The sequence below is a fragment of the Bacillus sp. FJAT-29937 genome (assembly GCF_001509555.1).
In the GTDB taxonomy this organism is placed as follows: domain Bacteria; phylum Bacillota; class Bacilli; order Bacillales; family Cytobacillaceae; genus Cytobacillus.
Genome location: NZ_LMAS01000006.1, coordinates 267,779 through 290,359, shown reverse-complemented (window position 1 = coordinate 290,359; position 22,581 = coordinate 267,779). Strand labels below are relative to the sequence as shown.

The following is a 22,581-nucleotide window of genomic DNA, read 5'->3' as shown; positions in this document are numbered from 1 at the left end:
CGCGTCCAATTTCTCTATATTAATATTCAATCGTTAGGATGGGTGTGCCAACTACAAGGGTAGTCTTTCCGCCCAATCCATGATTTCGTATACCTATTTGCAAATTCATATCCTTGCCTTTTGTTTGAAGAGTATTGTCAAACAATGTCGAATAGGCGGATGCCGATATGAAATTTTCCTCATGTAAACCTTCAATTTTTTTCGCGTCAAATGCCGTTAATAATTGGTTTATTTCATCAGGCAAAGTCTTATCAATTTTACCATTGAATTCGCCTTTCAAACAAGAGAAAATTGTTGTATTTTTGTGGAATATGTCAGAAATTCTGCCATTTAAGAGAGAGTTGATCTCTTTTTCAGATTCAGCCTTCCAGCTATTCCCCTTCACTTCATAAATGACATACGTTTGAACTTTATTTTTTGTGGGGGTCGATAGAATCTTTAACGTTTCCGTGTGGGAATTTTTATTCAAAACTGCCACGGTTTCTGAATTTTCGCCCGAATCATTACTCGTCCAAGTCCAATTTGGGTATTGTTTCATGAGGTTCTTTGTATATTTTTTTACCTCATCCACGCTTTGAAGATTTTCCATATTTTCTCTTGCATGCAAAGACCATTCAATGATTAAAATATCTTCGTTCTGTAAAATTGAGGATAGCTTCATAAGATCGAGCTCAGTTTTGGCCACAGTCGTCTTATTCCCAAAGTTTAAGACTACAAAACCCAAAATACCAACAATTGCTAATATTATCTTCAAGTATTTCATATTTGCTTCCTCCCCCTTACTACCATTGTTACCAAGGAGAGGCTCTGCATACTTGGGAATTGTCGTCACTTTTTGACAATTAGAAAAGCTGAAGTTTTGCCACTGAACATGACGTTCATAGCGACTGAAGCTTTTGCAAAATTGAGGATATTGCCCAATTTCCTATATCCTATTCAAAATCATCAAATGTGGGATTAACTATTTAATGCCAATTTTTAAACACACAAAAATAGAGCACAACAAATAGAATTGTACTTAAAAATAAGATAATTGAAAACATGTACGAAGACCCATATTATCTACTATTTGTTAAATTTAAAGTACGGTTTGAAGAATAAGGGGCAATTGCCTCGACCATAGAAGATAATCTAGGAAAAAGTTGCTTACGGACGCCCCAATGGCAATCGATAATAGGATGTAGAGTACTCTTGCCTGCATGACACGGTTGGGGCGCAATAGCTGATCAATGCGCAATGCTTGGAGAGCCCACCAGGCTAAAGCAATAAAAACCAAATGTGACATGATGCTAATTAACGCCTGCTGTCCAAATCCTGGAACCATGTATACCACTCCCATCTCCATCGCTGCCATAGGAAATTCTATTTGGGCTATCATTCAATATTTTGGTCATGACTAAACCGAAAATTGACAATCCGCCTATAATCATAGCATGGAACGCGGCTTTATAATAGGGAATAACACTTTTACTATAAAGAATCTCTAAGTTTTGATAAAAGTTCGTGGTATGTTGGATAATTTGATGCGGTTATCGGCCAGATTCCTAGTTTGTCGATCAATTTCGCGCCGTTGTTCAGTCTGATTTCCGGTCGTCTATCAATTTCGCGCCGTTGCTCAACCTGATTCCCGGTTTATCAGCCAATTTCGCGCTGTTGTTCAACCTGATTCCCGGTTTGTCAGCCAATTCCATGCATTTGTCAGCCAGATTTCCCCTTTTGTCAGCCAATTCCATACCGTTGTCAGCCAGATTCCCCCTTTTGTCAGCCAATTCCAATATCCCCCTCGATTCCCCTCCTATTTCTCAAAAAAGACAAAAAAAAGAAAGGGGACCGCTCCCCTTTCTCATAAAATATATGTCTACCCCTTAGATTAACCCTTTAAAAATTCCCCTTACTGAAAAAAGTCACTGAACTGATTGAAGTTCCCCTGTAAAAAGTCGAACGCGATGCTCGGCGCGACTCCAAACAACACGGTAGCAAATACGCAAATGCCGATAACAACCCCTAGACCTGCTGGAAGCTTGATTTTCGCCTCTGGATCGGCAGCTGGGCGGAAGAACATTTGCACAAGTACACCGAAATAGTAGAAATACGATACGACTGTTGTCGCGATCATAATAGAAACTAACACATAGCGTGCAGGCTCAACGGCCAAAGCACCCATGAAGATATTAAGCTTCCCGATAAATCCGGCAGTACCTGGAATTCCCGCTAAGCTGAGAATAAATACAGCCATCGATACCGACAAAATCGGTGCCTTACGATATAATCCCGCAAATTGGGAAATATCCTCTGATCCTGTTTTCTGTGTGATCAGCTGAATAATCGCAAATGCCCCTAAGTTCATAAACAAATATGCTCCTAAATAGAACCAAAGTGTATCAAAGATAAATACCGATAACGATGCGACTACAACAAGCAGATAACCCGCCTGTGCAATACTTGAGTAGGCGAATAGACGCTTAATGTTTTTCTGTCTTAACGCTACCACGTTTCCAATAATCATCGTTGCAGCTGCCAGGAAGGCAATGTAATCCTGAACCTTCATAAAGAGCGGAATCGAATTTGGAATGTCTGAAGATGGTGTGCTTAAGAACACCACAAGCATAATTCGAATGAGAATGATAAAGCCGGCTGTTTTTGAAACGACGCTCAAGAAAGCCGTAACAGGTGTCGGCGCTCCTTGGTACACATCAGGTGCCCACATATGGAACGGCGCCGTTGCCAATTTAAATGATAGCCCGACAAAAATCATAAATAAAGCAAGACCCATTAGATAAATGTGCTGCGGGTTCGTTAATGCCAATAATCCCCGAGCCATTTCAAGCAGGTTCGTTGTTCCAGTAAGACCGTACACATAGCTCATCCCGAAAAGAGTAATCGCTGTTGAAATTCCGCCATTAATGACGTATTTCATTGAAGACTCGTTCGACAGCCTATTTTTCTTGTGAAGGCCTGCAAGGATATAAGATGGAATCGAAAGCAGCTCAAGGCCAACAAACAGCGTAATTAAATCGCCGCTTGAAGACATGATCATCGTTCCGAGCAGGGCAGCCATGAATAAATAGAAGAACTCTCCCCTATATTCAGCAAAGCCTTCCTTCGGCTCATAGCTTGTTGCCAGAATCATCACAAGCGCTGCTCCCAATAACAATAACAGCTTAAATGCCTTCGCGAAAGAATCGAGTCTAAACGTATCATATAGAATCGATTCCGCCCCTTGCCCAAACAAGCTGAATAAGGAAGCTAATGCAGCTAGAATCCCCGCAACTCCAATCCAGCCAAGGATTTTCCGGTTCACCGTCTTTGGCATAAATAAATCTAATAATGATAGTAAAGTGGCTACACCAAGGATGATGAACTCTGGTGTCATGATGCTCCATTTATATGAAAATAATTCTGTAAGATCCATCCTTCATCACCCTCCTATCCCAAGCATAATCGTTTCAAGTGTGGAAGTTAGCGGTTCGCTTAGTACACTTGGGTACACACCAATTAACACAATAATCGCTAGTAAAACTAAAGCTGGAACCCATTCTCTTCCGCGAAGATCAGTTACACCGGCAAATTCGCGATGGGCTTTTCCATAAGTAATGCCAAGAACTGCGCGAAGCAGGTAAACAGCTGTCAAAATAATCCCCAGTGCCCCTACCGCTGCTAAAACTGGCATTTCTTTAAATAGGCCAAGGAACGCCATAAATTCACTCACAAATCCGGACATACCTGGCATACCGAGTGAAGCCATTGCTCCAGCTAGCAAGAAACCAGCTGTAACCGGCATTCCCTTTGCCAACCCGCCAAGATTTTGAATGATGGATGTATCCAGACGCTCGTAAAATACGCCAACAAGGAAGAATAGAAGTGCTGCAATCAAACCATGGGAAACCACTTGGAAGATGGCTCCTTGAATTCCCGCCTCGTTCATTGCTCCTAATCCAATTAACACAATTCCCATATGGGAAATAGATGAATAAGCTAGGACCATTTTGAAATCTGTCTGAATTAAGGCTAAGAATGCACCGTATAACAGATTCACAACCCCGAGAACAGCGATTAATACTGCTAATTCCTGGAACTGCTCTGGGAAGATTCCCATTCCAAAACGAATGATCCCGTATGCCCCGATTTTCAGCAAAATACCCGCATGCAGCATAACAACGGACGGAGATGCCTGTACGTGAACACGAACCATCCAGCTATGCAGCGGGAAGATTGGCAGCTTAACACCGAAAGCAATTAACAAGGCAATAAGCAAGCCCATTTTAGTCCCTTCCGAGAAAACGGCATGATTGACGTCTGCATGCAAAATAGCCATCAGTGCGTCAATATTCGACGTTCCTGTTCGGGAGAATAACACCATAATCACAATGAGAAGCACAGCAGATCCTAATCCGTTATAAATTAAGAAGCTGAAGGCTGCTCTTTCTTTTTCAAAATAACCCCATTTTCCAATCAGGAAGAAGGTCGGAATTAAGGTAATTTCGAAAAAGATGAAGAATAGAATTAAGTTTTCGGCAGCGAACACACCGAGCATTCCTACTTCTAATAGAAGGAACAGCATAAAATAGCCTTTCCATTCTTTTTTAATATACATAGAAGCAATGGCTGCAAGAGTGGACAGAATCGCTGTCAGCACGATCATAATGAGGGAGAATCCATCTACCCCAAGCTCGTAATTAATCGAGAATAAATCTCCTAAGCGATTCGGATCGCCAAACTGAACCCAGCGCACATTCTCGCTTATATCGGCTAGCGATACACCTGCACGATATTGAAAAAATGCCACAAGTGACAAAATTAATGCTGGCAGAGTTGCTAGGAAACCGACCGTTTTAATAACAGATTCCTTTGTGTTCGGAATCAATGATAAAACTAAAACACCAACTAAAGGGGAAAATACTAAGATTGATAAGAAATAAGCGATATTCATCTTAAATACCCCCCTGTTACCGCAAATACGACTACTAAAATAGCTAATCCTACAAAAGCGACCGTTCCATATCTTTGTACTTGGCCATCTTGGAATTTTGAGCCTAGTCTTCCAAGTGCGAACACGGTTCCAGATACTCCTTTTACAACGCCTTCAACAAGGAAGGTTTCGATGTAGCGAAGGAATATACTGAAGAACTTCGTCACCTTAAGGACGGTTAGCCCGTAAAATTCATCGATAAAATATTTGTTATATAAAATATTGTACATCGTTTCAGCACCAAGCCAGTCACGTGATAGTGAACGCTTGCTGTAAATCATCCAAGCTAGGAAAATACCAAGCAAGGATACAACTGTTGCGACAATCATAATCCATGCAGGACCTTCAATATGTCCATGCCCGAGCGCTGGATTTCCGTCTACTAACCAATCTCCAAGGAACGTTCCGAACCATGGTGTATTGACGTAACCTGCAACGACTGCAAGGACTCCGAGAATCATCATCGGCACGGTCATCACACTTGGCGACTCCTTCGCATGGCTCATATCGCTACGCGATTCGCCCGAGAATACCATGAAGAACAGGCGGAACATATAGAATGCTGTAAAGAATGCAGCCACAACAGCAAGCCAGAACAATACTGTATTGCCATTTGCCCAAGCAGCAATTAAAATTTCATCCTTACTGAAAAATCCTGAAAATAACGGAACCCCGCTGATCGCCAATGTTCCAATTAAGAACAGTGGACCTGTGACACGAAGCTTCTTCCATAGTCCGCCCATTTTCTCAATATCCTGTGTATGAACAGCATGGATGACACTTCCTGCAGCAAGGAAAAGCAATGCTTTAAAGAAAGCGTGAGTCATTAAGTGGAACACACCCGCTACATAGCCGGCAGATCCAAGCGCCAGCATCATGTAGCCGAGCTGGCTGACGGTTGAGTAGGCTAGCACTCTTTTAATATCCGTTTGCACAAGACCAATGCTCGCCGCAAAAATCGCGGTAATCGCTCCAATAACAGCTACAGTCATGAGCGCGGTTTCGCTTGCTGTGAAAAGCGGGAACAAAGCCGCTACTAAATAAACCCCTGCTGCGACCATTGTCGCGGCGTGGATTAACGCTGAAACTGGTGTTGGCCCTTCCATCGCGTCCGGAAGCCATGTGTGAAGCGGAAATTGACCTGATTTCCCAATCGCTCCGATAAAAATCAAAATCGCTGTTAACGTAATCATTGTTGTTGAAACCGATCCAGCTGCAACAGCCGCAAAGATTTCGTCATATTCAAAGCTGCCAACCTGCCAGAATAAGAGAATCATTCCGATTAAAAGGCCCACATCCCCGATACGCGTCATGATAAACGCCTTTTTCGCAGCCTTTTTTGCTTCGTCTTTATAAAAGTAGAAACCAATCAATAGGAATGAGCCTAAGCCGACAAGCTCCCAGAAAATATACGTTTGCAATAGGTTAGGAGATAGAACAAGCCCTAGCATTGCAAAGGTAAACAAGCCTAAATATGAATAGTAAACATGAAGTCTCTCATCCCCGTGCATATATCCCTTTGAATACGTGTGAACAAGGAAACTGACGAGTGAGACGATCACTAGCATTAATGCATTTAACTGGTTTACTTCAAAACCCGCTGTTAACTGAACATCCCCAATTGTCAGCCAAACAGCTTCTGCCTTATGGGTTGGTGACGAAAATCTTTCAAACAGCACCAACAACGAGTAGACAAGAGACGCAAGCGAAAGCAGAATTCCTATGTAAGCACTCGCATCCTTAAGCCGTTTGCCGAAAAAGACAAGGAATAAGAACGATAAAAGCGGGAAAAGCGGTATGATCCATGCATTCTCCATCAATATCACAATCCCCTTTTTTGAACACGCTGGTAAGTTTTGTCCGTCTGTAAGTGCAGCGTGTTAGATTGAGAGCAGGTTATACTTTTTCGCGCAAGGAAATAGTTACATGACTTATTTCCAATAAAAGCGCATTATTTCCCGGAAAAATATTTTACTAGTATAACGAACAGCCTCTTTTATTCGTGCAAAAGCATTCATTAATGCTTCAATGTGTTGATTTCATCAATATTAACGGTTTTCCGATTGCGGTAAAGGGCAATCAAGATCGCTACCCCAACAGCTACTTCCGCTGCGGCAACTGTCATAACAAATAAAGCGAAGATCTGACCTGTAATCGCAGGCGCCGCGCCAAATTTACTGAAGGCCACTAGATTGATATTGACTGCATTTAGCATTAACTCAATCGATATTAAGACGATAACTGTATTCCTCTTCGTTAAAGCGCCATATAATCCGATACAGAATAAGATTAACGCTAAGGCAAGATACGCCGAAACGGGAACTGAGCTCATTCCTTCTCCGCTCCCTTCTCATCATCTTTCCTCGCTAAAACGATTGCGCCAATCAGAGCTGCCAATAGTAAAACAGAGGTTAATTCAAATGGAATGATGTATTTGGAATATAGCGCCACTCCAATTTGCTCTGTATTATTTTCATGCAGCGTATTTGGCAAATCACCGAAATCAAGGCCGTAAATACCGATATAGACCGTAAATGCGAAGCCTAGAACCCCCAAAAACAGTAATACCCTTCGGACGATACCGGTCTTTGGCTCACTCACATCGTTATGACGGGTCAGCATAATTCCAAATAACATAATGATTGTAATGGCTCCGGAATACAGCAGAATTTGGGCTGCAGCAAGAAACTCAGCAGATAGTAAAACAAAAATCCCCGCAATGCTGATAAAAGTAAAAACTAGCGCCACTACCATATGCACAACATTGGAAAGGTTTAATAAAAGCACGCCGCCCATGACTGCCACGATGGCAAGTGCCATAAACGCAATAAATTCACCTGAAAACGTCATGCTTTATTCTCCTTCCGTATATTCTCATCATTTTCATCCAGCCATTCGAGGTTTTTAAACAGCTCATCCCGGCTGTACTCAGCCAGTTCAAAGTTATTCGTCATAATAATGGCCTCTGTTGGACAAACCTCTGTGCATAAATCACATAGAATACAAATCTCAAAGTTAATATCATACGTATCAATAATTTTTCCTTTTTTCGCCGGATCCGGATGCTTTTTACCTGTCAGCTGGATACATTCAGTCGGGCAAATGTTCGCACACTGATTACAAACGATGCATTTCTCCGGATAGAATTTTTGAATTCCGCGGAACCGGTCTGGAAGCGGAAGCGGCTCATTCGGATAATCATATGTGACCTTTTTGCGGGTCAAGTTTTTTAGGGTATATGATAAACCTTTCGCTAATCCAAGCATGTCTTTTCACCCCTTGAATATTAAAAGTGTAAGGCTTTTTTAGAATAGTTTTAGCAATTCTTTTAATAGTGCGGTTAAGAAAATATTCGCTAACGCAACTGGCAAGAGAACCTTCCAGCCAAATTCCATCAACTGGTCTGCACGCACACGCGGGAACGTGGAACGGAACCAAATCAGAATAAAGAAGACCACTGAGAATTTAAGCGCAAACCAAATGGCACCTGGAATAAAGTCTAAGAATGGAAGCGGCAGCCAGCCACCGAAGAATAATACGGTCGTTAACGCTGACATGGCAAATGCATATACGTATTCAGCAAGCATAAAGAATGCATAGCGGAATCCAGAGTATTCCATCATGAATCCGGAAATTAGTTCCGACTCTGATTCAGGCAAGTCGAATGGCACACGGTTTAATTCGGCAACTGATGCAATAAAGAAGACAATAAACGCAACTGGCTGCCAAATGATATACCATCCATTTCTTTGTGCTTCAACGATGTCATTTAAATTCATACTTCCTGTTAGGAGGATCACCCCAACAACAGACATGACGAGCGGGATTTCATAAGAAATCATTTGTGCCGCTGCACGCATTCCTCCAAGGAGAGCATATTTATTGTTAGAAGCCCAAGCTCCTGTTACAATTCCTACAGTAGTGATTCCTGATACGGCGATATAGTAAAGCAGGCCTACACCGATATCAGCAAATTGAAATTTATCGGTAAATGGAATGGCTGCAAGCACCATAAAGGACGGTGCAAACGCAATCACAGGAGCTAAAATAAATAACGGCCGGTCTGCAAGCTTTGGAATGATATCTTCTTTTAAAAGCAGCTTGAGAACGTCAGCAACTGTTTGTAATAACCCCCAGCGTCCACCGAGTTGGTTCGGACCATGGCGCATTTGCATATATCCCATAACTTTACGCTCTGCTAGGATTGCATACGTAACAAAACCTAGGACCACCAATAGTAAAACGACGGCTAGTAAGAAGAAAATACCGAAATTTAATAATCCGGGACTCGAATGCAATAATTCTTCTACCATTAACCGTCCACCTCCCCGAGGACAATATCAATTCCTCCTAAAATTGTAACCATGTTTGCCATGTTTTCGCCTTCAAGCAGCTTAGGAAGAATTTGCAGATTATAGAAGGACGGTCTTCGGAATTTCAAGCGATACGGTTCTTTCTTCCCGTCACTGTATATATAGCAGCCAATTTCTCCGCGTGGAGATTCAATTCTGACAAAGGTTTCTCCTTTTGGAGCCTTAATAATCTTAGGAACCTTGGCCATAATTTCTCCCTCAGCCGGGAATTGTTCACATGCCTGTTCAAGAATTTTCAAAGATTCCTCGATTTCTGCTAATCTTACGTGATAACGAGCCCATGCATCGCCTTCTTCACGAGTAATGACGTTAAAATCGAAGCGATCGTAAATGGAATATGGCTCATCCTTGCGCAGATCCCATTTTACGCCGGTACAGCGAAGTGTCGGCCCGCTTAATGAGTATTGGATGGCCTCTTCCTTCGTATAAACGCCTACTCCTTTAACACGGTTCATGAAAATTTCATTTCCTGTTACAAGCTGATGGTAGCCGACCAGCTGTTCACGCATATAAGGAATAAATTCTTTTACCTTGTCAACCCAGCCCTCTGGTGCGTCCCATTTCACGCCGCCTACACGCATGTAGTTGAAGGTTAAGCGTGCGCCTGAAAGCTCGTTCAGCATATTGATGATCATTTCACGTTCACGGAAAGCAAAAATGAATGGACTCGTAGCCCCTAGGTCTAGCAAAAAAGTTCCCCATGAAACTAGGTGACTCGCAATCCGGCCAAGCTCCATCGCCATTACGCGCAGGAATTCCGCCCGTTCTGGAACCTCGATGCCCATCATCGTTTCTACGGCATGGCAGATGACATAGTTATTCGTCATTGCTGACAGATAATCCATTCGGTCTGTGTACGGGATGATCTGAGTATATTGGAGATCTTCAGCCAGCTTTTCCGTTCCGCGGTGCAAATAACCGATGACTGGCTTCGCTTCCCTTATGATTTCCCCATCAATTTTGACGACGAGACGAAATACACCGTGCGTACTTGGATGCTGAGGACCTACGTTTAAAAGCATTTCTTCAGTACGTATCACTGGTTACACCTCCACATCATACGGTTCATAATCTTTTCTTAACGGATGGCCAATCCAATCTTCCCCAAGCAGAATCCGATGCAGATTCGGGTGTCCAGTAAATTTAATCCCTAAAAGATCATAGGCTTCACACTCAGGCCAGTTTGCCCCTGCCCATAATGGCGCCAGAGAATCAATGGTTGGTTCATCACGTTCAATCTTTACTTTTAACGCAACTGACTGTCTGTTCTTATATGAGAACAGGTGAACATACACTTCCATATGTGTTTCAAAATCTGTCCCATGAATTTCAGATAAGTAATCAAACCCAAGCTGCTCATTGTATTTAAGAAATTCAGCAAGCTTGTAGTAGGATTCTTTCTTCGCCACTAATGTTGGGACATCTTTGGATAAACTATTGATATAGTAATCTTCCAGCACATCTTGACCGAGGTGCTCAGAGGTAACCTTTACATACTTATCGAGATATGGCTGATTTGGTGATGGTTTCTTTTCCTCTGCAGGCTCAGCTGCGGCTTTCCCACCTGCTTTTGCCTTCGCGGCTGCTGCGGCGGCGGCTTTTGCTTTGGCAGCGGCGATCGCCTTCGCTTTTTCGTCGTCACCTGCTCCAGCACCAGCTGCGGCCTTGGCTTTTGCGGCTGCGGCTGCGGCAGCTTTTGCTTTGGCGGCTGCAATTGCTTTCGCCTTTTCATCATCACCGGCCGGGGCTTCTCCTGATTGCTTTGCCAGTGCAGCGGCTTTCGCTTTAGCTGCGGCTGCGGCCTTTGCCTTCGCGGCTGCAATCGCTTTCGCCTTCTCATCGTCACCGGCTGGTGCTTCTTCCGATTGCTTTGCCAATGCTGCAGCTTTCGCCTTAGCTGCTGCAGCAGCAGCCTTCGCTTTGGCTGCGGCGGCGGCTTTTTGCTTCGCTATATCAAGGTCTTCAGCTGGAGTTTCTTCCTTTGCTTCGCCCTCTTGTTTGGCTTTCATTTTCGCTAGTGCGGCAGCCTTGGCTTTTGCGGCTGCAGCGGCTTTTTGCTTTGCTATATCAAGGTCTTCAGCTGGAGTTTCCTCCTTCGCTTCGCCCTCTTCTTTTGCTTTCATTTTTGCTAGTGCGGCAGCCTTGGCTTTGGCAGCGGCAGCAGCTTTTTGCTTCGCTATATCAAGGTCTTCAGCTGGAGTTTCTTCCTTTGCTTCGCCCTCTTCTTTTGCTTTCATTTTTGCTAGCGCGGCAGCCTTGGCTTTGGCAGCGGCGGCAGCTTTTTGCTTCGCTATATCAAGGTCTTCGGCTGGAGTTTCTTCCTTCGCTTCGCCCTCTTGTTTGGCTTTCATTTTCGCTAGTGCGGCGGCTTTCGCTTTGGCGGCGGCCTCCTTTTTTAACTGATCCAGATCTTTTTCCCCGCTCATAGGTTAGATCACCTTCTTCCCAGTTTTAGCCTCGTAGCGGATTTTTTCCTTTAATTTATTAATTCCATATATTAATGCTGCCGGGTTTGGTGGACATCCTGGTATGTAAACATCAACAGGAACAATTTGGTCAACACCTTTTACAACGGAGTAGGATTTCACATATGGTCCTCCCGCTGTTGCACAGGAACCCATCGCAATCACCCACTTCGGCTCTGGCATTTGATCATACAAACGGCGAACAATCGGAGCCATTTTTTTCGTAACGGTACCAGAAACAATCATAACGTCTGACTGTCTGGGGGATGTCCGGAAAAACGAGCCAAAACGGTCTAAATCGTAGTGAGCACCGCCCACACCCATCATTTCAATGGCACAACAAGCAAGCCCGAAGGTCATTGGCCATAATGAGTTACTCCGTGCCCAAGCTTTTATTTGTTCCAATGTTGCCATAAATACATTACGCTGCAGTTCTTCCATTTCTTCAGGTGAGATATTTTCCAATTTTAAGTCCATTTTAACACCTTCTTCTTCCATGCATAAATAAGACCGATGACAAGCATACATACGAAAATCAACATTTCTATTAATGCAAAGATTCCGAGTTTTTCATAAGCAACTGCCCACGGATATAGGAATACCGTTTCTACATCAAAAATGACAAACATAATTGCAAAAATATAATAGCGGACATTAAACTGCACCCGTGAATCATGGAATGGCTCAATCCCGCTCTCGTACGTGGTATACTTCGTCTCTTGCGGCTTATGAGGCCGAAGCAGCTTCCCAAAAAACAAAGCTACCACAGGTAACAAAATTCCAAGACATAGGAACACAAACACGATCAAATAGTTATTTTGATATACATTTAGCATCTCCATGTCTCATCCCCCCCAATATTATGAATTTTCTCTACCCAGTTGTAACCGTAATCATTATAGCACTCTTACCAATTTGTGTCGATAAACCCACCAACTTTACTGGAAATTCTCCCGGCCCACAGAACAAAGCTTTTACAGCGCCCGAGAGCGGGCTCTCATAAGCGGAAAAAGCTTTGTTCTGTGGGGGCAGCAGCGGAGCTGATGCCAGAGGTGCGAAAGCACCTCGCAAAGAGAGAATTTCCAGAAAGCCACCTCCGTTATCGACACAAATCCCACCCCCTGAGCATTTGCGTCATCCCCTGGATTAGCTTCCCTGGCTTACATCAAAGATGACGCAAATGCGAACTGCGAACTACATAATTTAATAAAGGAGGAACTTTTTCTTTATCCTAAAAAAGCTCACGGCTTAATAGTGCGCCAGCACCGCTAACACAGAGAATTTCCAGAATTAATTTTTTCAGAAAAACTCCAACCCCCCCATAAAAAACCCACCCCAGATTATTTCCCACTATCCATTAAACATGAAAACAACAAGATTTTCAGTGAGAAAAATCATTTACAAGCTCTTTCTCTATGTTCAATTTCACCCAAAAACCACAATCTTACTTAATACTACTCTTATTAAACTTCTCCCCTAAAAATAACCAAGCTTTTATTTTTATAAAAGCGACCCATATTGGGAAATACCGAAAGTGCCCGATGAACCTTCATAGGTAAGCATTTTCCATGGGAGAGCCGCTAAACTCAATCTATGAACATTTCATAGTAAGCATTTTGAATGGATGATCTCCTAAATACGCATCATGAGTCTGTCATAGTAAGCGTTTTTCATGAATGGGCTCCCAAACACGCACCATGAACCTCCCATAGTAAGTGTTTTTCATGAATGGGCTCCCAAACAAGCACCATAAGCCTATCATGATGAGCGTTTTTCGCGGTCGAGCTACTAAACCCGTACCATGAACCTCTCATAGTTAGAGTTTTACATGAATGGGACCCTAAACACGCACTTTGAACCTATTATAGTTAGTGTTTTCCTTAAACAAGCTCCCGAACCCACTCCATAAGCACTCGTTAGCTATCCCTAATATAAAAAGCATTATCATTTTACATAATAAGTGTATTTCCCATGCCCCATTTGGTTAAAGTTTTGCGAGAGCAGCCTTCTCATGGTTACTTTAGATTCAATTATTTTAAACCATTCCAGCATGCCATTAGTGGTAATTCTTCTATCTGGAAAAAGGAATGAAAACTCCTCCACTCCCCGTAATAATGTAGAGGGTACCTTCTCCGTATGCCCACACTTCTTACAAACCAACGCATTGCCTTTATGCTCCAAATTAAACGAATGGCAGCATACACAGGTGATTCCTTTTTCCAGTTCGCCATAGCTATATTCGGGTAAACGAAAATATGGTGACTTCTCAACATGCATGGACACTAATTGTTTAGCAAGCTTTAAATGGTTATCTTTAAATCTTGCTGGATTTTTGCTTAGTTGTTTTATAAAGCGATTAAGCTGTGTTGGATAAATAATAGGAAGGTCTATTTGTGCCTGATATAAATAAAATTCGGGGTTAACGAAAATGAGGCATGTTTCGATGGGGATGTTAAAATTTAAATTTAGTAGTAATCGTCGGAGTAATGATTCACTTCGTTTTAGCTGGTCCAAAGGATTGGTAATTTCCGTTTTTGATAATGTATACCACTTATCATTTTTGATAAAAAAATCACCCTCAAAGTTTTTTATTTCCAAAATTAATATTTTCTCTGCCGATGCTAGCAGTGTATCTATTTGAAAAACGGAATGATTATATTCGAGCATTAAGTCGTTTATGATTAGCCAATTAGCTGAGAGGGGCGCCGACAAAGCATCAAACATTAGCTCACCTTGATATCCCTTCTCAAGACCTAAATAATAATTCTGCTCCTTTTCTGATAAGCTCGATCGAATATTTAAATATCTATGAAGCAATAATTCTACTGATTCCTTGCGAGTTCTAAGTATCATTTTTTACACTCCATTCTTTATTCTCTTTTTTAATAAGGATTCAGAAAAAGACGTACATTATCAAGCTACATACATCAACTCCTTTCAATTATTAGATTTTCAACGGATTTGGGTAAAAGATCACTGCATAATTGTGATGTTAACTTGAGGTTTTATTACGGAGGGGTAAGAAGGCCTGTCTTAATATTAAAGTGATTTACAAAATTGTCAAGTATTACCTAGTTATAATTACGCACTATGAACCATTCTAGTTATCGTTTTCCATCCCTCTCTATCAAAACACGTACTATGAACTCTTCATAGTTACCGTTTTCCATCCCCATCTACCAAAACACGCACTATGAACCATTTATAGTTACCATTTTCCATCTCCCTCCACCAAAACGCGCACCATGAATCCTCCATAGTTATCGTTTTCCACCTCCTTCTACCAAAACACGCACTATGAACCATTCATAGTTACCATTTTCCATCCACCTCTACCAAAACACGCACTATGAACCCTCCATAGTTACCATTTTCTATCCCCCTCCACCAAAACACGCACTATGAACCATTCATAGTTACCGTTTTCCATCTCTCTCCACCAAAACACGTACTATGAACCCTCCATAGTTACCATTTTCCATCCCCATCTACCAAAACACGCACTATGACCATTCATAGTTATCGTTTTCCATCTCCCTCCACCAAAACGCACACTATGAACCCTCCATAGTTATCGTTTTCCATCTCCCTCTACCAAATCGCGCACTATGAACCCTCCATAGTTACCATTTTCCATCTTCCACCACTAAAACACGCACTATAAGACCCCACAAATTAACCTCTCCCCCCAAAAACAAAAAACACCCCCCAGCCGCAGCTGAAGAGTGTTTGGTAATATGTTTAGAAATGTTTTTCTGAAACTTTGATACGATTGATGGCACGTTGAAGTGAAAGTTCAGCTCGTTTGAAGTCGATGTTGTCGCGCTTTTGTTCGTTGAGGCGTTGCTCAGCGCGTTCTTTGGCGCGGACGGCACGCTCGACATCAATGCTGTCAGCTTGTTCAGCTGATTGTGCTAAAATCGTGACTTGGTCAGGGCGAACTTCAAGAAAGCCGCCGCTAACTGCTACGAAATCTGTATTTCCGCCGTTTTTTAAACGGACGGCTCCAATTTGTAACGGTGCAACCATTGGTATATGGCCAGGTAAAATTCCAAGCTCACCGCTTTGAGCTTTTGTGCTTACCATTTCCACATCTGATTCATACACCGGGCCATCGGGAGTAACAACACTGACTTTAATCGTCTTCATTTTTTACCCTCCTGGACCGAAATTAGACCTCTACGCCCATGTTCTTTGCTTTCTCGATAACCTCTTCGATACGGCCGACGAGACGGAAAGCATCTTCTGGAAGGTGGTCATATTTTCCTTCAAGAATTTCCTTGAAACCATTAACAGTTTCCTTAACAGGTACGTATGAACCCGGCTGACCAGTAAACTGTTCAGCAACGTGGAAGTTTTGCGATAAGAAGAACTGGATACGACGCGCACGTTGAACAATAAGCTTGTCATCGTCAGAAAGCTCATCCATACCAAGGATTGCGATAATATCTTGTAATTCTTTATAACGCTGTAATGTTTGCTGTACTTGTGTTGCCACATGATAGTGCTCTTCTCCAACAATTTCCGGTGACAATGCACGAGAAGTGGAAGCAAGCGGATCCACAGCTGGATAGATACCCATCTCAGAAAGCTTACGCTCAAGGTTCGTTGTAGCATCTAAGTGAGCGAAAGTTGTTGCTGGAGCTGGATCCGTATAGTCATCGGCTGGTACGTAGATCGCTTGGATCGAAGTTACAGAACCAACGTTTGTTGATGTAATACGCTCTTGTAATTTACCCATTTCAGTAGCAAGAGTGGGCTGGTAACCTACCGCAGAAGGCATACGGCCTAATAGGGCAGAAACCTCAGAACCTGCTTGTGTGAAACGGAAGATGTTATCCATGAAGAAAAGAACATCTTGTCCTTGATCATCACGGAAATATTCAGCCATTGTCAAACCAGTTAAAGCAACACGCATACGTGCGCCAGGCGGTTCGTTCATCTGACCGAATACCATCGCTGTTTTCTTAATAACGCCTGAATCTGTCATTTCATGATAAAGGTCGTTTCCTTCACGAGTACGCTCACCTACACCAGCGAATACGGAAATACCGCCGTGCTCTTGAGCGATGTTATTGATTAACTCCTGGATTAAAACGGTTTTACCTACACCGGCACCACCGAATAGACCGATTTTTCCACCTTTAATATATGGTGCAAGAAGGTCTACTACTTTAATTCCAGTTTCAAGAATTTCAACCTCAGTTGAAAGCTGCTCGAATTTCGGCGCTTCTCTGTGAATGGAGTCGCGACGTGCTTCTGCAGGGATTGGTGCGTCAAGGTCAATATTATCACCTAATACGTTAAATACACGACCAAGAGTTACGTCCCCAACAGGAACAGAAATAGGAGCACCCGTATCTACTACTTCACTGCCGCGCGTTAAGCCGTCAGTTGAAGACATCGCAATGGTACGAACAGTATCATCACCTAAATGAAGAGCAACTTCAAGGGTTAAGTTGATGGCAACTTCAGATTCGTTACGCGCTTGATTTACGATTGTCAATGCATTATAGATCTCAGGAAGCTGACCGCTTTCGAACTTTACGTCAACAACCGGACCCATAACTTGAAGAACGCGTCCTTTGTTCATCTTTTTCCCTCCTAATAAAGAAATGCGTTGGCGCCTTACCCAAACTTAAAATTCGGGAGCAGATGCCAAATATATTTATGTTAAGAAAGTATTGTATTATTACTCTAGTGCAGCTGCCCCGCCAACGATCTCTGTGATCTCTTGCGTAATAGCTGCTTGACGAGCACGGTTGTAGCTTAGGCTTAGAGATTTAATAAGCTCGTTCGCATTATCCGTGGCACTCTTCATAGCCGTCATCCTTGCGGCATGCTCAGAAGCTTTACTATCTAAAAGGGCTCCGTAAATTAAGCTTTCTGCATATTGTGGGAGCAATACTTCTAGAATTTCTTCTGCTGACGGTTCAAATTCATAAGATGTAAGCTTTGTTGAAGTTGAAATATCCGTTAATGGAAGCAGCTTCTTCTCGGTTACATCTTGTTGAATTGCACTGACGTAGTGGTTATAGTACATATATAATTCATCAAATGTTTCATCCGTAAACATGCCAACCGTTTTGCTCGTAATATCCTTAATCTCAGCAAATTCAGGCTGATCGGCAACAGCTACAATGTCAAGAATGACATTCATGCCGCGCTTTCTAAAGAAGTCACGTCCATTACGGCCGATGGCAATGATTGCATATTCATCATTAGATTTATGGCGCTGATTTATCGTTTGGTATACATGCCTTAAAACGTTACTGTTAAAAGCTCCAGCAAGACCACGATCTGATGTGATGACTAGGTAGCCTGTTTTCTTCACTGGTCGGCTTGTCAGCATTGGATGATTTGAATCCTTGCTTCCAACTGCGATGGAGGCAGTAACCTCTTGAATTTTTTCCATGTAGGGAACGAATGATTTTGCATTCATTTCTGCACGGCTCATTTTCGCAGCAGATACCATTTGCATTGCTTTTGTAATTTGGCTCGTTTTCTTCGTAGAAGTAATACGAGTTTTTATATCACGTAATGATGCCACAGGTTCTCACCACCCTTTTTCAAAGAATGTCCAGCAGAGAGCACCCAGGAATTTCTGGGCACTTTCTGCTTTCCTAATGTCAGACCCCTATAATAGAGAAATTCTATTTTTCAGATGCTGCGAATGTTTTCTTAAATTCATTAATTGCAGCACCCATATCGTCATCTGCAGGAAGATCCTTAGTTGTAACGATATGGTCTAACAAATCTTTGCGGTTATGGTCTAACCATGCATGGAACTCAGATTCGAAACGACGAATATCATGTACAGGAATATCATCTAGGAAGCCGCGAGTAAGTGCGTAAAGAATTGCAACTTGCTTCTCAACTTTTAACGGCTTGTTCAGATCCTGCTTAAGAACCTCAACTGTACGGGCACCACGATTTAATTTCGCTTGTGTTGCTTTATCAAGGTCAGAACCGAATTGGGCAAATGATTCTAGCTCACGGTAAGAAGCAAGGTCAAGACGCAGTGTTCCTGCAACCTTTTTCATCGCTTTGATTTGTGCGGATCCACCTACACGTGATACAGAAAGACCTGCGTTGATCGCCGGACGTACACCGGAGAAGAATAGATCTGACTGTAAGAAGATTTGTCCATCAGTAATGGAAATAACGTTTGTTGGGATATAAGCAGAAACGTCACCTGCTTGAGTTTCGATAAATGGCAATGCTGTGATTGAACCAGCACCTTTTGCATCACTTAATTTTGCAGCACGCTCTAACAGACGGCTGTGCAAGTAGAATACATCCCCTGGATACGCTTCACGACCTGGAGGACGGCGTAATAATAAGGAAAGCTCACGGTAAGCAGATGCTTGTTTCGTTAAGTCATCATACACAACAAGAACGTGCTTGCCGTTGTACATGAACTCTTCACCCATTGTTACCCCAGCATAAGGAGCTAAGAATAATAATGGAGCAGGCTGTGATGCAGAAGCTGTTACAATGATTGTGTAATCTAATGCACCATTTCTGCGAAGCATTTCTACTGCATTACGAACAGTAGATTCCTTTTGTCCGATTGCCACATAGATACAAACCATGTTTTGATCTCTTTGGTTAAGGATTGTATCGATTGCAACAGATGTTTTACCAGTTTGACGGTCACCGATGATTAACTCACGCTGTCCGCGTCCGATTGGCACTAATGCGTCAATCGCTTTAATTCCCGTTTGAAGCGGCTCGTGTACAGATTTACGATCCATAACACCAGGAGCATTCGCTTCAATAGGACGAGTTTTCGTTGTGTTAATTGGACCCATGCCATCGACAGGCTGTCCAAGTGGATTTACCACGCGTCCGATTAATCCTTCTCCAACCGGAACCTCCATGATGCGTCCTGTACGGCGTACTTCATCGCCTTCACGAATTTCTGTGAAAGGTCCAAGAATAATGATACCGACGTTATTTTCTTCAAGGTTTTGTGCCATACCCATAACGCCGTTTGAAAATTCAACAAGTTCTCCAGCCATGACATTGTCGAGGCCATGAGCACGAGCGATACCGTCACCCACAGAGATAACCGTACCTACATCACTCACTTGAATTTCCGACTGATAGTTTTCGATTTGCTTTTTTATCAGCGCACTGATTTCTTCAGCTTTGATGCTCATGAGTTTCACCCCTATCTACGAATCTTAGCCTAATAATTGACGTTCTAGACGATCTAGCTTACCGCGCAAGCTGCCGTCGAAAATCCGGTTTCCGATTCGAAGCTTGATGCCGCCGAGTAAATTAGAATCTATAATATTTTCAATACGAAGTGATTGCTTTCCAACCCTAGCTGCAAAAGATACAGATAAAGCTTCTTTTTCTGCCCCAGATAACGGGCGAATGGAATAAACAGTCGCTTCTGCAATGCCTCTTTCATCATTAGCAAGGCTTATAAAGTAATCAGCCACATCGGAAATATGATCTTCACGATGACGCTCTATTAAAATCATAAGTGTGTTCAAAACATATTGGTTTGCAGATGCAAAAGCATCTTTAATCATCTCTTTCTTCTTCTCAAGTGGAAGCTTAGGAGATTTCAAAACCGCATTTAAGTCGGAGTTATGGTTTACTACTTTCCTAACTACACGAAGCTCTTCTTCTATTTGATCAAGAAGCTGGTGTTCATTTGCAAGCTGGAAAAGAGCCAACGCGTAGCGCTTTGCTACTGTGGAGCTTATCATCGCACTTCTCCTGCCTCTTGAATATATTCGTTAATAAGCTTATCTTGGTCTTCTGTGCTTAATTCCTTCTCAATCACTTTAGATGCAATTAAGACAGACAGAGAAGCAACCTGTTCGCGAATAGCTGCAACTGCTTTTTCTTTTTGCTGATCGATTTCAAGCTTAGCAGATTCCTTAATGCGCTCAGATTCTGAACGAGCCGCAGTAATGATTTCCTCACGCTGAATATCGCCTTGCTTCTTCGCGCTTTCAATCAGACCTTGTGCTTCTTCACGTGCTTGTTTAAGCAGACTTCTTTGCTCTTCTAGAAGCTTCTTCGCTTCTTGACGGCTTTGTTCAGCTGCTTCAATTTCACCTGCTACATGCTCTTCACGCTGCTTCATGATGCCCATTAAAGGGCCCCAAGCAAACTTCTTGAGCAGAGCCATTAAAACGATAAACATTACAAGCTGGAATAAAATATCTCCGCCGTTAAAAGCAACTCCTAATACTAAACCGCTAGTTAACACAATCGATTCACTCCCTTCAAGAGTCTCTCAAGTTTCTGTGTATATAAATCTTTTCAGGAATATTGACATAAAGGAAAGGCGAAGGTTCTCATAGAATGATCTTCGCCATTTTGGAACATTTTTTACCAGTTATTAACCACCAATAACCATGAATGCGATAACAACCGCGATAATAGGAATCGCCTCTACTAACGCAACCCCGATGAACATTGTTGTTTGAAGCATACCACGAGCTTCTGGCTGACGTGCGATACCTTCTACTGTTCTTGAAACGATAAGACCGTTACCGATACCGGCACCTAGTGCTGCTAAACCGATTGCGATTGCTGCTGCTATAAGACCCATTATTAAGTTCCTCCTTAAAATTGTATAAATATTTTTTTGTTTATTCGTGTTTGTTCATATAATGAACAGGTATATATATTAATGGTCCGAGCTCACTTTGTGAGCTAAATAAACCATTGTCAACATAGTAAAGATAAATGCCTGGATACCGCCGACAAAGATTGAGAATCCTTGCCATGCAAGTGTTGGAATAACGGCAGCTAACATGCCGCCAAATCCTGAAGCAGCTAAGCCGCCAGCAAGGAGACCAAGTAAAATCTCACCCGCAAAAATGTTACCGTAAAGACGTAAACCAAGTGTCAAGGTATTGGCAAATTCCTCAATGATTTTAAGAGGAAATAAGAACGGCATTGGTTTGAAAAAGTCACGGCCGTATTCCTTAGCGCCTTTGATTTTAATGCCATAATAATGTGAGAGAGCAACAACCATCGTTGCTAAAGTCAGGGTAATGACCGGATCAGCTGTAGGTGATTTCCACCATAAAGTATTATCAATGACAACTGAGAACGGAAGCCCTAAAAAGTTGGATATAGCGATATACATAAGTAAAGTGATTCCTAAAATGTGGAATCTGCCACCTGTTTTCCAATCCATCGTACTATTGACAATTCCTTTGACAAAATCCATGATCCACTCGAAGAAGTTTTGCATTCCGGTTGGTTTCATGGCTAAACGACGGGTGGAAAGAAGGGCAATAATGAAGACAACAGCACTTGCAATTGTGATCATCAAAACGTTTGCCAAGTTAAATGATAAGCCCATAAACTCACGTATAGGAGCTTCATGATGCATATGTGTTTCACCTCTCTTCCCCACTATTTACGTAAATGAAAAGATTGAAGAAAATAATCTATCATAATGACAATATAAGCTGTCATTAATCCAAAAACCACGCTAATCAGGTGCAGCTTTTCCGGATATTTCATGGCAATCATCACCGCTAAAACGGCCGATGCCATCCTGGAGACCATCCCTAAGGAACGCACCTTTTCTCCCTTTGTCACCGCTTGTCCGAACTTATCAACCCTTCTCGTCATCAGCCATAAATTAAATAAGCTTAAGACTGTTCCTAAAATAAGTCCTAGGAAAATAGATTGATAAGAGGTAAAACCCCAGCCAAGAACATAAACGGACAACAATAAAAATATGTATTTTCGTTGCCTGATAAACATCACTTTAAATTCCGGCATGGTC

Annotated in this window: 24 protein-coding genes; all 24 read right to left on the bottom strand. The window is 42.4% G+C overall.

Annotated elements, in window-relative coordinates; genetic code table 11:
- Window positions 1-19: 19 nt before the first annotated feature.
- A complete protein-coding gene (locus tag AR328_RS15005) occupies window positions 20-763 on the bottom strand; it encodes a YwmB family TATA-box binding protein (protein ID WP_066296860.1) in 744 nt (247 codons plus the stop codon).
- A 315-nt stretch (window positions 764-1,078) separates the two neighbouring features.
- Complete coding sequence (locus AR328_RS15000) at window positions 1,079-1,324, bottom strand: DUF1146 family protein (RefSeq protein ID WP_066296857.1); 246 nt, start codon at window positions 1,322-1,324, stop codon at window positions 1,079-1,081.
- Between the two features lie 250 nt (window positions 1,325-1,574).
- Window positions 1,575-1,769, bottom strand: a complete 195-nt coding sequence (locus tag AR328_RS14995) for a hypothetical protein (protein WP_066296854.1) — start codon at window positions 1,767-1,769, stop codon at window positions 1,575-1,577.
- A 122-nt stretch (window positions 1,770-1,891) separates the two neighbouring features.
- Window positions 1,892-3,412 carry an NADH-quinone oxidoreductase subunit NuoN gene (gene nuoN, locus AR328_RS14990; protein WP_066296851.1) on the bottom strand — a complete coding sequence of 507 codons (1,521 nt, stop codon included), beginning with the start codon at window positions 3,410-3,412 and terminating at the stop codon, window positions 1,892-1,894.
- Window positions 3,413-3,418: 6 nt separating this feature from the next.
- Window positions 3,419-4,930 carry a complex I subunit 4 family protein gene (locus AR328_RS14985; protein WP_066296849.1) on the bottom strand — a complete coding sequence of 504 codons (1,512 nt, stop codon included), beginning with the start codon at window positions 4,928-4,930 and terminating at the stop codon, window positions 3,419-3,421.
- Complete coding sequence (gene nuoL, locus AR328_RS14980; protein WP_066296847.1) at window positions 4,927-6,789, bottom strand: NADH-quinone oxidoreductase subunit L; 1,863 nt, start codon at window positions 6,787-6,789, stop codon at window positions 4,927-4,929. The genes AR328_RS14985 and nuoL overlap by 4 nt, the downstream gene beginning before the upstream one ends.
- Before the next feature lie 197 nt (window positions 6,790-6,986).
- Entirely contained in the window at window positions 6,987-7,301 is a 315-nt protein-coding gene (gene nuoK, locus AR328_RS14975) for an NADH-quinone oxidoreductase subunit NuoK (RefSeq protein WP_066296844.1), read from the bottom strand.
- Window positions 7,298-7,819, bottom strand: coding sequence for an NADH-quinone oxidoreductase subunit J (locus tag AR328_RS14970; RefSeq protein WP_066296841.1), 522 nt, complete (start codon window positions 7,817-7,819; stop codon window positions 7,298-7,300). Before AR328_RS14970 ends, nuoK begins: the two co-directional genes overlap by 4 nt.
- The gene (gene nuoI, locus AR328_RS14965; RefSeq protein ID WP_066296838.1) at window positions 7,816-8,235 is read right to left on the bottom strand and encodes an NADH-quinone oxidoreductase subunit NuoI; all 420 of its coding nucleotides are present in this window, start codon (window positions 8,233-8,235) and stop codon (window positions 7,816-7,818) included. Before nuoI ends, AR328_RS14970 begins: the two co-directional genes overlap by 4 nt.
- A 39-nt stretch (window positions 8,236-8,274) precedes the next feature.
- Window positions 8,275-9,282: an NADH-quinone oxidoreductase subunit NuoH gene (nuoH, locus tag AR328_RS14960; protein ID WP_066296836.1), complete on the bottom strand. Its 1,008-nt coding sequence runs from the start codon at window positions 9,280-9,282 to the stop codon at window positions 8,275-8,277.
- Entirely contained in the window at window positions 9,282-10,382 is a 1,101-nt protein-coding gene (locus tag AR328_RS14955; RefSeq protein ID WP_066296832.1) for an NADH-quinone oxidoreductase subunit D, read from the bottom strand. The genes nuoH and AR328_RS14955 overlap by 1 nt, the downstream gene beginning before the upstream one ends.
- A 3-nt stretch (window positions 10,383-10,385) precedes the next feature.
- The gene (locus AR328_RS14950) at window positions 10,386-11,768 is read right to left on the bottom strand and encodes an NADH-quinone oxidoreductase subunit C (protein ID WP_066296830.1); all 1,383 of its coding nucleotides are present in this window, start codon (window positions 11,766-11,768) and stop codon (window positions 10,386-10,388) included.
- A 3-nt stretch (window positions 11,769-11,771) separates the two neighbouring features.
- On the bottom strand, window positions 11,772-12,284 hold the full coding sequence (locus AR328_RS14945; RefSeq protein ID WP_066296822.1) for a NuoB/complex I 20 kDa subunit family protein: 513 nt from the start codon (window positions 12,282-12,284) through the stop codon (window positions 11,772-11,774).
- Complete coding sequence (locus AR328_RS14940) at window positions 12,275-12,649, bottom strand: NADH-quinone oxidoreductase subunit A (protein ID WP_066296820.1); 375 nt, start codon at window positions 12,647-12,649, stop codon at window positions 12,275-12,277. Before AR328_RS14940 ends, AR328_RS14945 begins: the two co-directional genes overlap by 10 nt.
- Before the next feature lie 1,102 nt (window positions 12,650-13,751).
- A complete protein-coding gene (locus tag AR328_RS14930) occupies window positions 13,752-14,660 on the bottom strand; it encodes a nuclease-related domain-containing protein (protein WP_066296808.1) in 909 nt (302 codons plus the stop codon).
- 888 nt (window positions 14,661-15,548) lie between these two features.
- Window positions 15,549-15,956 carry a F0F1 ATP synthase subunit epsilon gene (locus AR328_RS14925; RefSeq protein WP_066296801.1) on the bottom strand — a complete coding sequence of 136 codons (408 nt, stop codon included), beginning with the start codon at window positions 15,954-15,956 and terminating at the stop codon, window positions 15,549-15,551.
- Window positions 15,957-15,978: 22 nt separating this feature from the next.
- Window positions 15,979-17,400 (bottom strand): F0F1 ATP synthase subunit beta, encoded by a 1,422-nt coding sequence (gene atpD, locus AR328_RS14920; protein ID WP_066296795.1) that lies wholly within the window; start codon window positions 17,398-17,400, stop codon window positions 15,979-15,981.
- A gap of 99 nt (window positions 17,401-17,499) precedes the next feature.
- Window positions 17,500-18,357: a F0F1 ATP synthase subunit gamma gene (locus AR328_RS14915; protein ID WP_066296791.1), complete on the bottom strand. Its 858-nt coding sequence runs from the start codon at window positions 18,355-18,357 to the stop codon at window positions 17,500-17,502.
- 103 nt (window positions 18,358-18,460) lie between these two features.
- Window positions 18,461-19,972, bottom strand: a complete 1,512-nt coding sequence (gene atpA, locus AR328_RS14910) for a F0F1 ATP synthase subunit alpha (RefSeq protein ID WP_066296785.1) — start codon at window positions 19,970-19,972, stop codon at window positions 18,461-18,463.
- A 24-nt stretch (window positions 19,973-19,996) separates the two neighbouring features.
- Window positions 19,997-20,533 (bottom strand): F0F1 ATP synthase subunit delta, encoded by a 537-nt coding sequence (locus AR328_RS14905; RefSeq protein WP_066296781.1) that lies wholly within the window; start codon window positions 20,531-20,533, stop codon window positions 19,997-19,999.
- Window positions 20,530-21,042 (bottom strand): F0F1 ATP synthase subunit B, encoded by a 513-nt coding sequence (gene atpF, locus AR328_RS14900; RefSeq protein ID WP_066296778.1) that lies wholly within the window; start codon window positions 21,040-21,042, stop codon window positions 20,530-20,532. The genes AR328_RS14905 and atpF overlap by 4 nt, the downstream gene beginning before the upstream one ends.
- A gap of 132 nt (window positions 21,043-21,174) precedes the next feature.
- Window positions 21,175-21,387 carry a F0F1 ATP synthase subunit C gene (atpE, locus tag AR328_RS14895; protein WP_019153961.1) on the bottom strand — a complete coding sequence of 71 codons (213 nt, stop codon included), beginning with the start codon at window positions 21,385-21,387 and terminating at the stop codon, window positions 21,175-21,177.
- Window positions 21,388-21,465: 78 nt separating this feature from the next.
- Complete coding sequence (atpB, locus tag AR328_RS14890; RefSeq protein WP_066296776.1) at window positions 21,466-22,179, bottom strand: F0F1 ATP synthase subunit A; 714 nt, start codon at window positions 22,177-22,179, stop codon at window positions 21,466-21,468.
- A 23-nt stretch (window positions 22,180-22,202) separates the two neighbouring features.
- A complete protein-coding gene (locus AR328_RS14885) occupies window positions 22,203-22,577 on the bottom strand; it encodes an ATP synthase subunit I (RefSeq protein WP_066296774.1) in 375 nt (124 codons plus the stop codon).
- Window positions 22,578-22,581: the final 4 nt, after the last annotated feature.

Coding starts and splice junctions, on each gene's coding strand:
- AR328_RS15005 (WP_066296860.1), bottom strand. CDS start 763: ATGAAATACTTGAAGATAATATTAGCAATTGTTGGTATTTTGGGTTTT.
- AR328_RS15000 (WP_066296857.1), bottom strand. CDS start 1,324: ATGGTTCCAGGATTTGGACAGCAGGCGTTAATTAGCATCATGTCACAT.
- nuoN (WP_066296851.1), bottom strand. CDS start 3,412: ATGGATCTTACAGAATTATTTTCATATAAATGGAGCATCATGACACCA.
- AR328_RS14985 (WP_066296849.1), bottom strand. CDS start 4,930: ATGAATATCGCTTATTTCTTATCAATCTTAGTATTTTCCCCTTTAGTT.
- nuoK (WP_066296844.1), bottom strand. CDS start 7,301: ATGAGCTCAGTTCCCGTTTCGGCGTATCTTGCCTTAGCGTTAATCTTA.
- AR328_RS14970 (WP_066296841.1), bottom strand. CDS start 7,819: ATGACGTTTTCAGGTGAATTTATTGCGTTTATGGCACTTGCCATCGTG.
- nuoI (WP_066296838.1), bottom strand. CDS start 8,235: ATGCTTGGATTAGCGAAAGGTTTATCATATACCCTAAAAAACTTGACC.
- nuoH (WP_066296836.1), bottom strand. CDS start 9,282: ATGGTAGAAGAATTATTGCATTCGAGTCCCGGATTATTAAATTTCGGT.
- AR328_RS14950 (WP_066296830.1), bottom strand. CDS start 11,768: ATGAGCGGGGAAAAAGATCTGGATCAGTTAAAAAAGGAGGCCGCCGCC.
- AR328_RS14945 (WP_066296822.1), bottom strand. CDS start 12,284: ATGGACTTAAAATTGGAAAATATCTCACCTGAAGAAATGGAAGAACTG.
- AR328_RS14940 (WP_066296820.1), bottom strand. CDS start 12,649: ATGGAGATGCTAAATGTATATCAAAATAACTATTTGATCGTGTTTGTG.
- AR328_RS14930 (WP_066296808.1), bottom strand. CDS start 14,660: ATGATACTTAGAACTCGCAAGGAATCAGTAGAATTATTGCTTCATAGA.
- AR328_RS14925 (WP_066296801.1), bottom strand. CDS start 15,956: ATGAAGACGATTAAAGTCAGTGTTGTTACTCCCGATGGCCCGGTGTAT.
- atpD (WP_066296795.1), bottom strand. CDS start 17,400: ATGAACAAAGGACGCGTTCTTCAAGTTATGGGTCCGGTTGTTGACGTA.
- atpA (WP_066296785.1), bottom strand. CDS start 19,972: ATGAGCATCAAAGCTGAAGAAATCAGTGCGCTGATAAAAAAGCAAATC.
- AR328_RS14905 (WP_066296781.1), bottom strand. CDS start 20,533: ATGATAAGCTCCACAGTAGCAAAGCGCTACGCGTTGGCTCTTTTCCAG.
- atpE (WP_019153961.1), bottom strand. CDS start 21,387: ATGGGTCTTATAGCAGCAGCAATCGCAATCGGTTTAGCAGCACTAGGT.
- atpB (WP_066296776.1), bottom strand. CDS start 22,179: ATGCATCATGAAGCTCCTATACGTGAGTTTATGGGCTTATCATTTAAC.
- AR328_RS14885 (WP_066296774.1), bottom strand. CDS start 22,577: ATGCCGGAATTTAAAGTGATGTTTATCAGGCAACGAAAATACATATTT.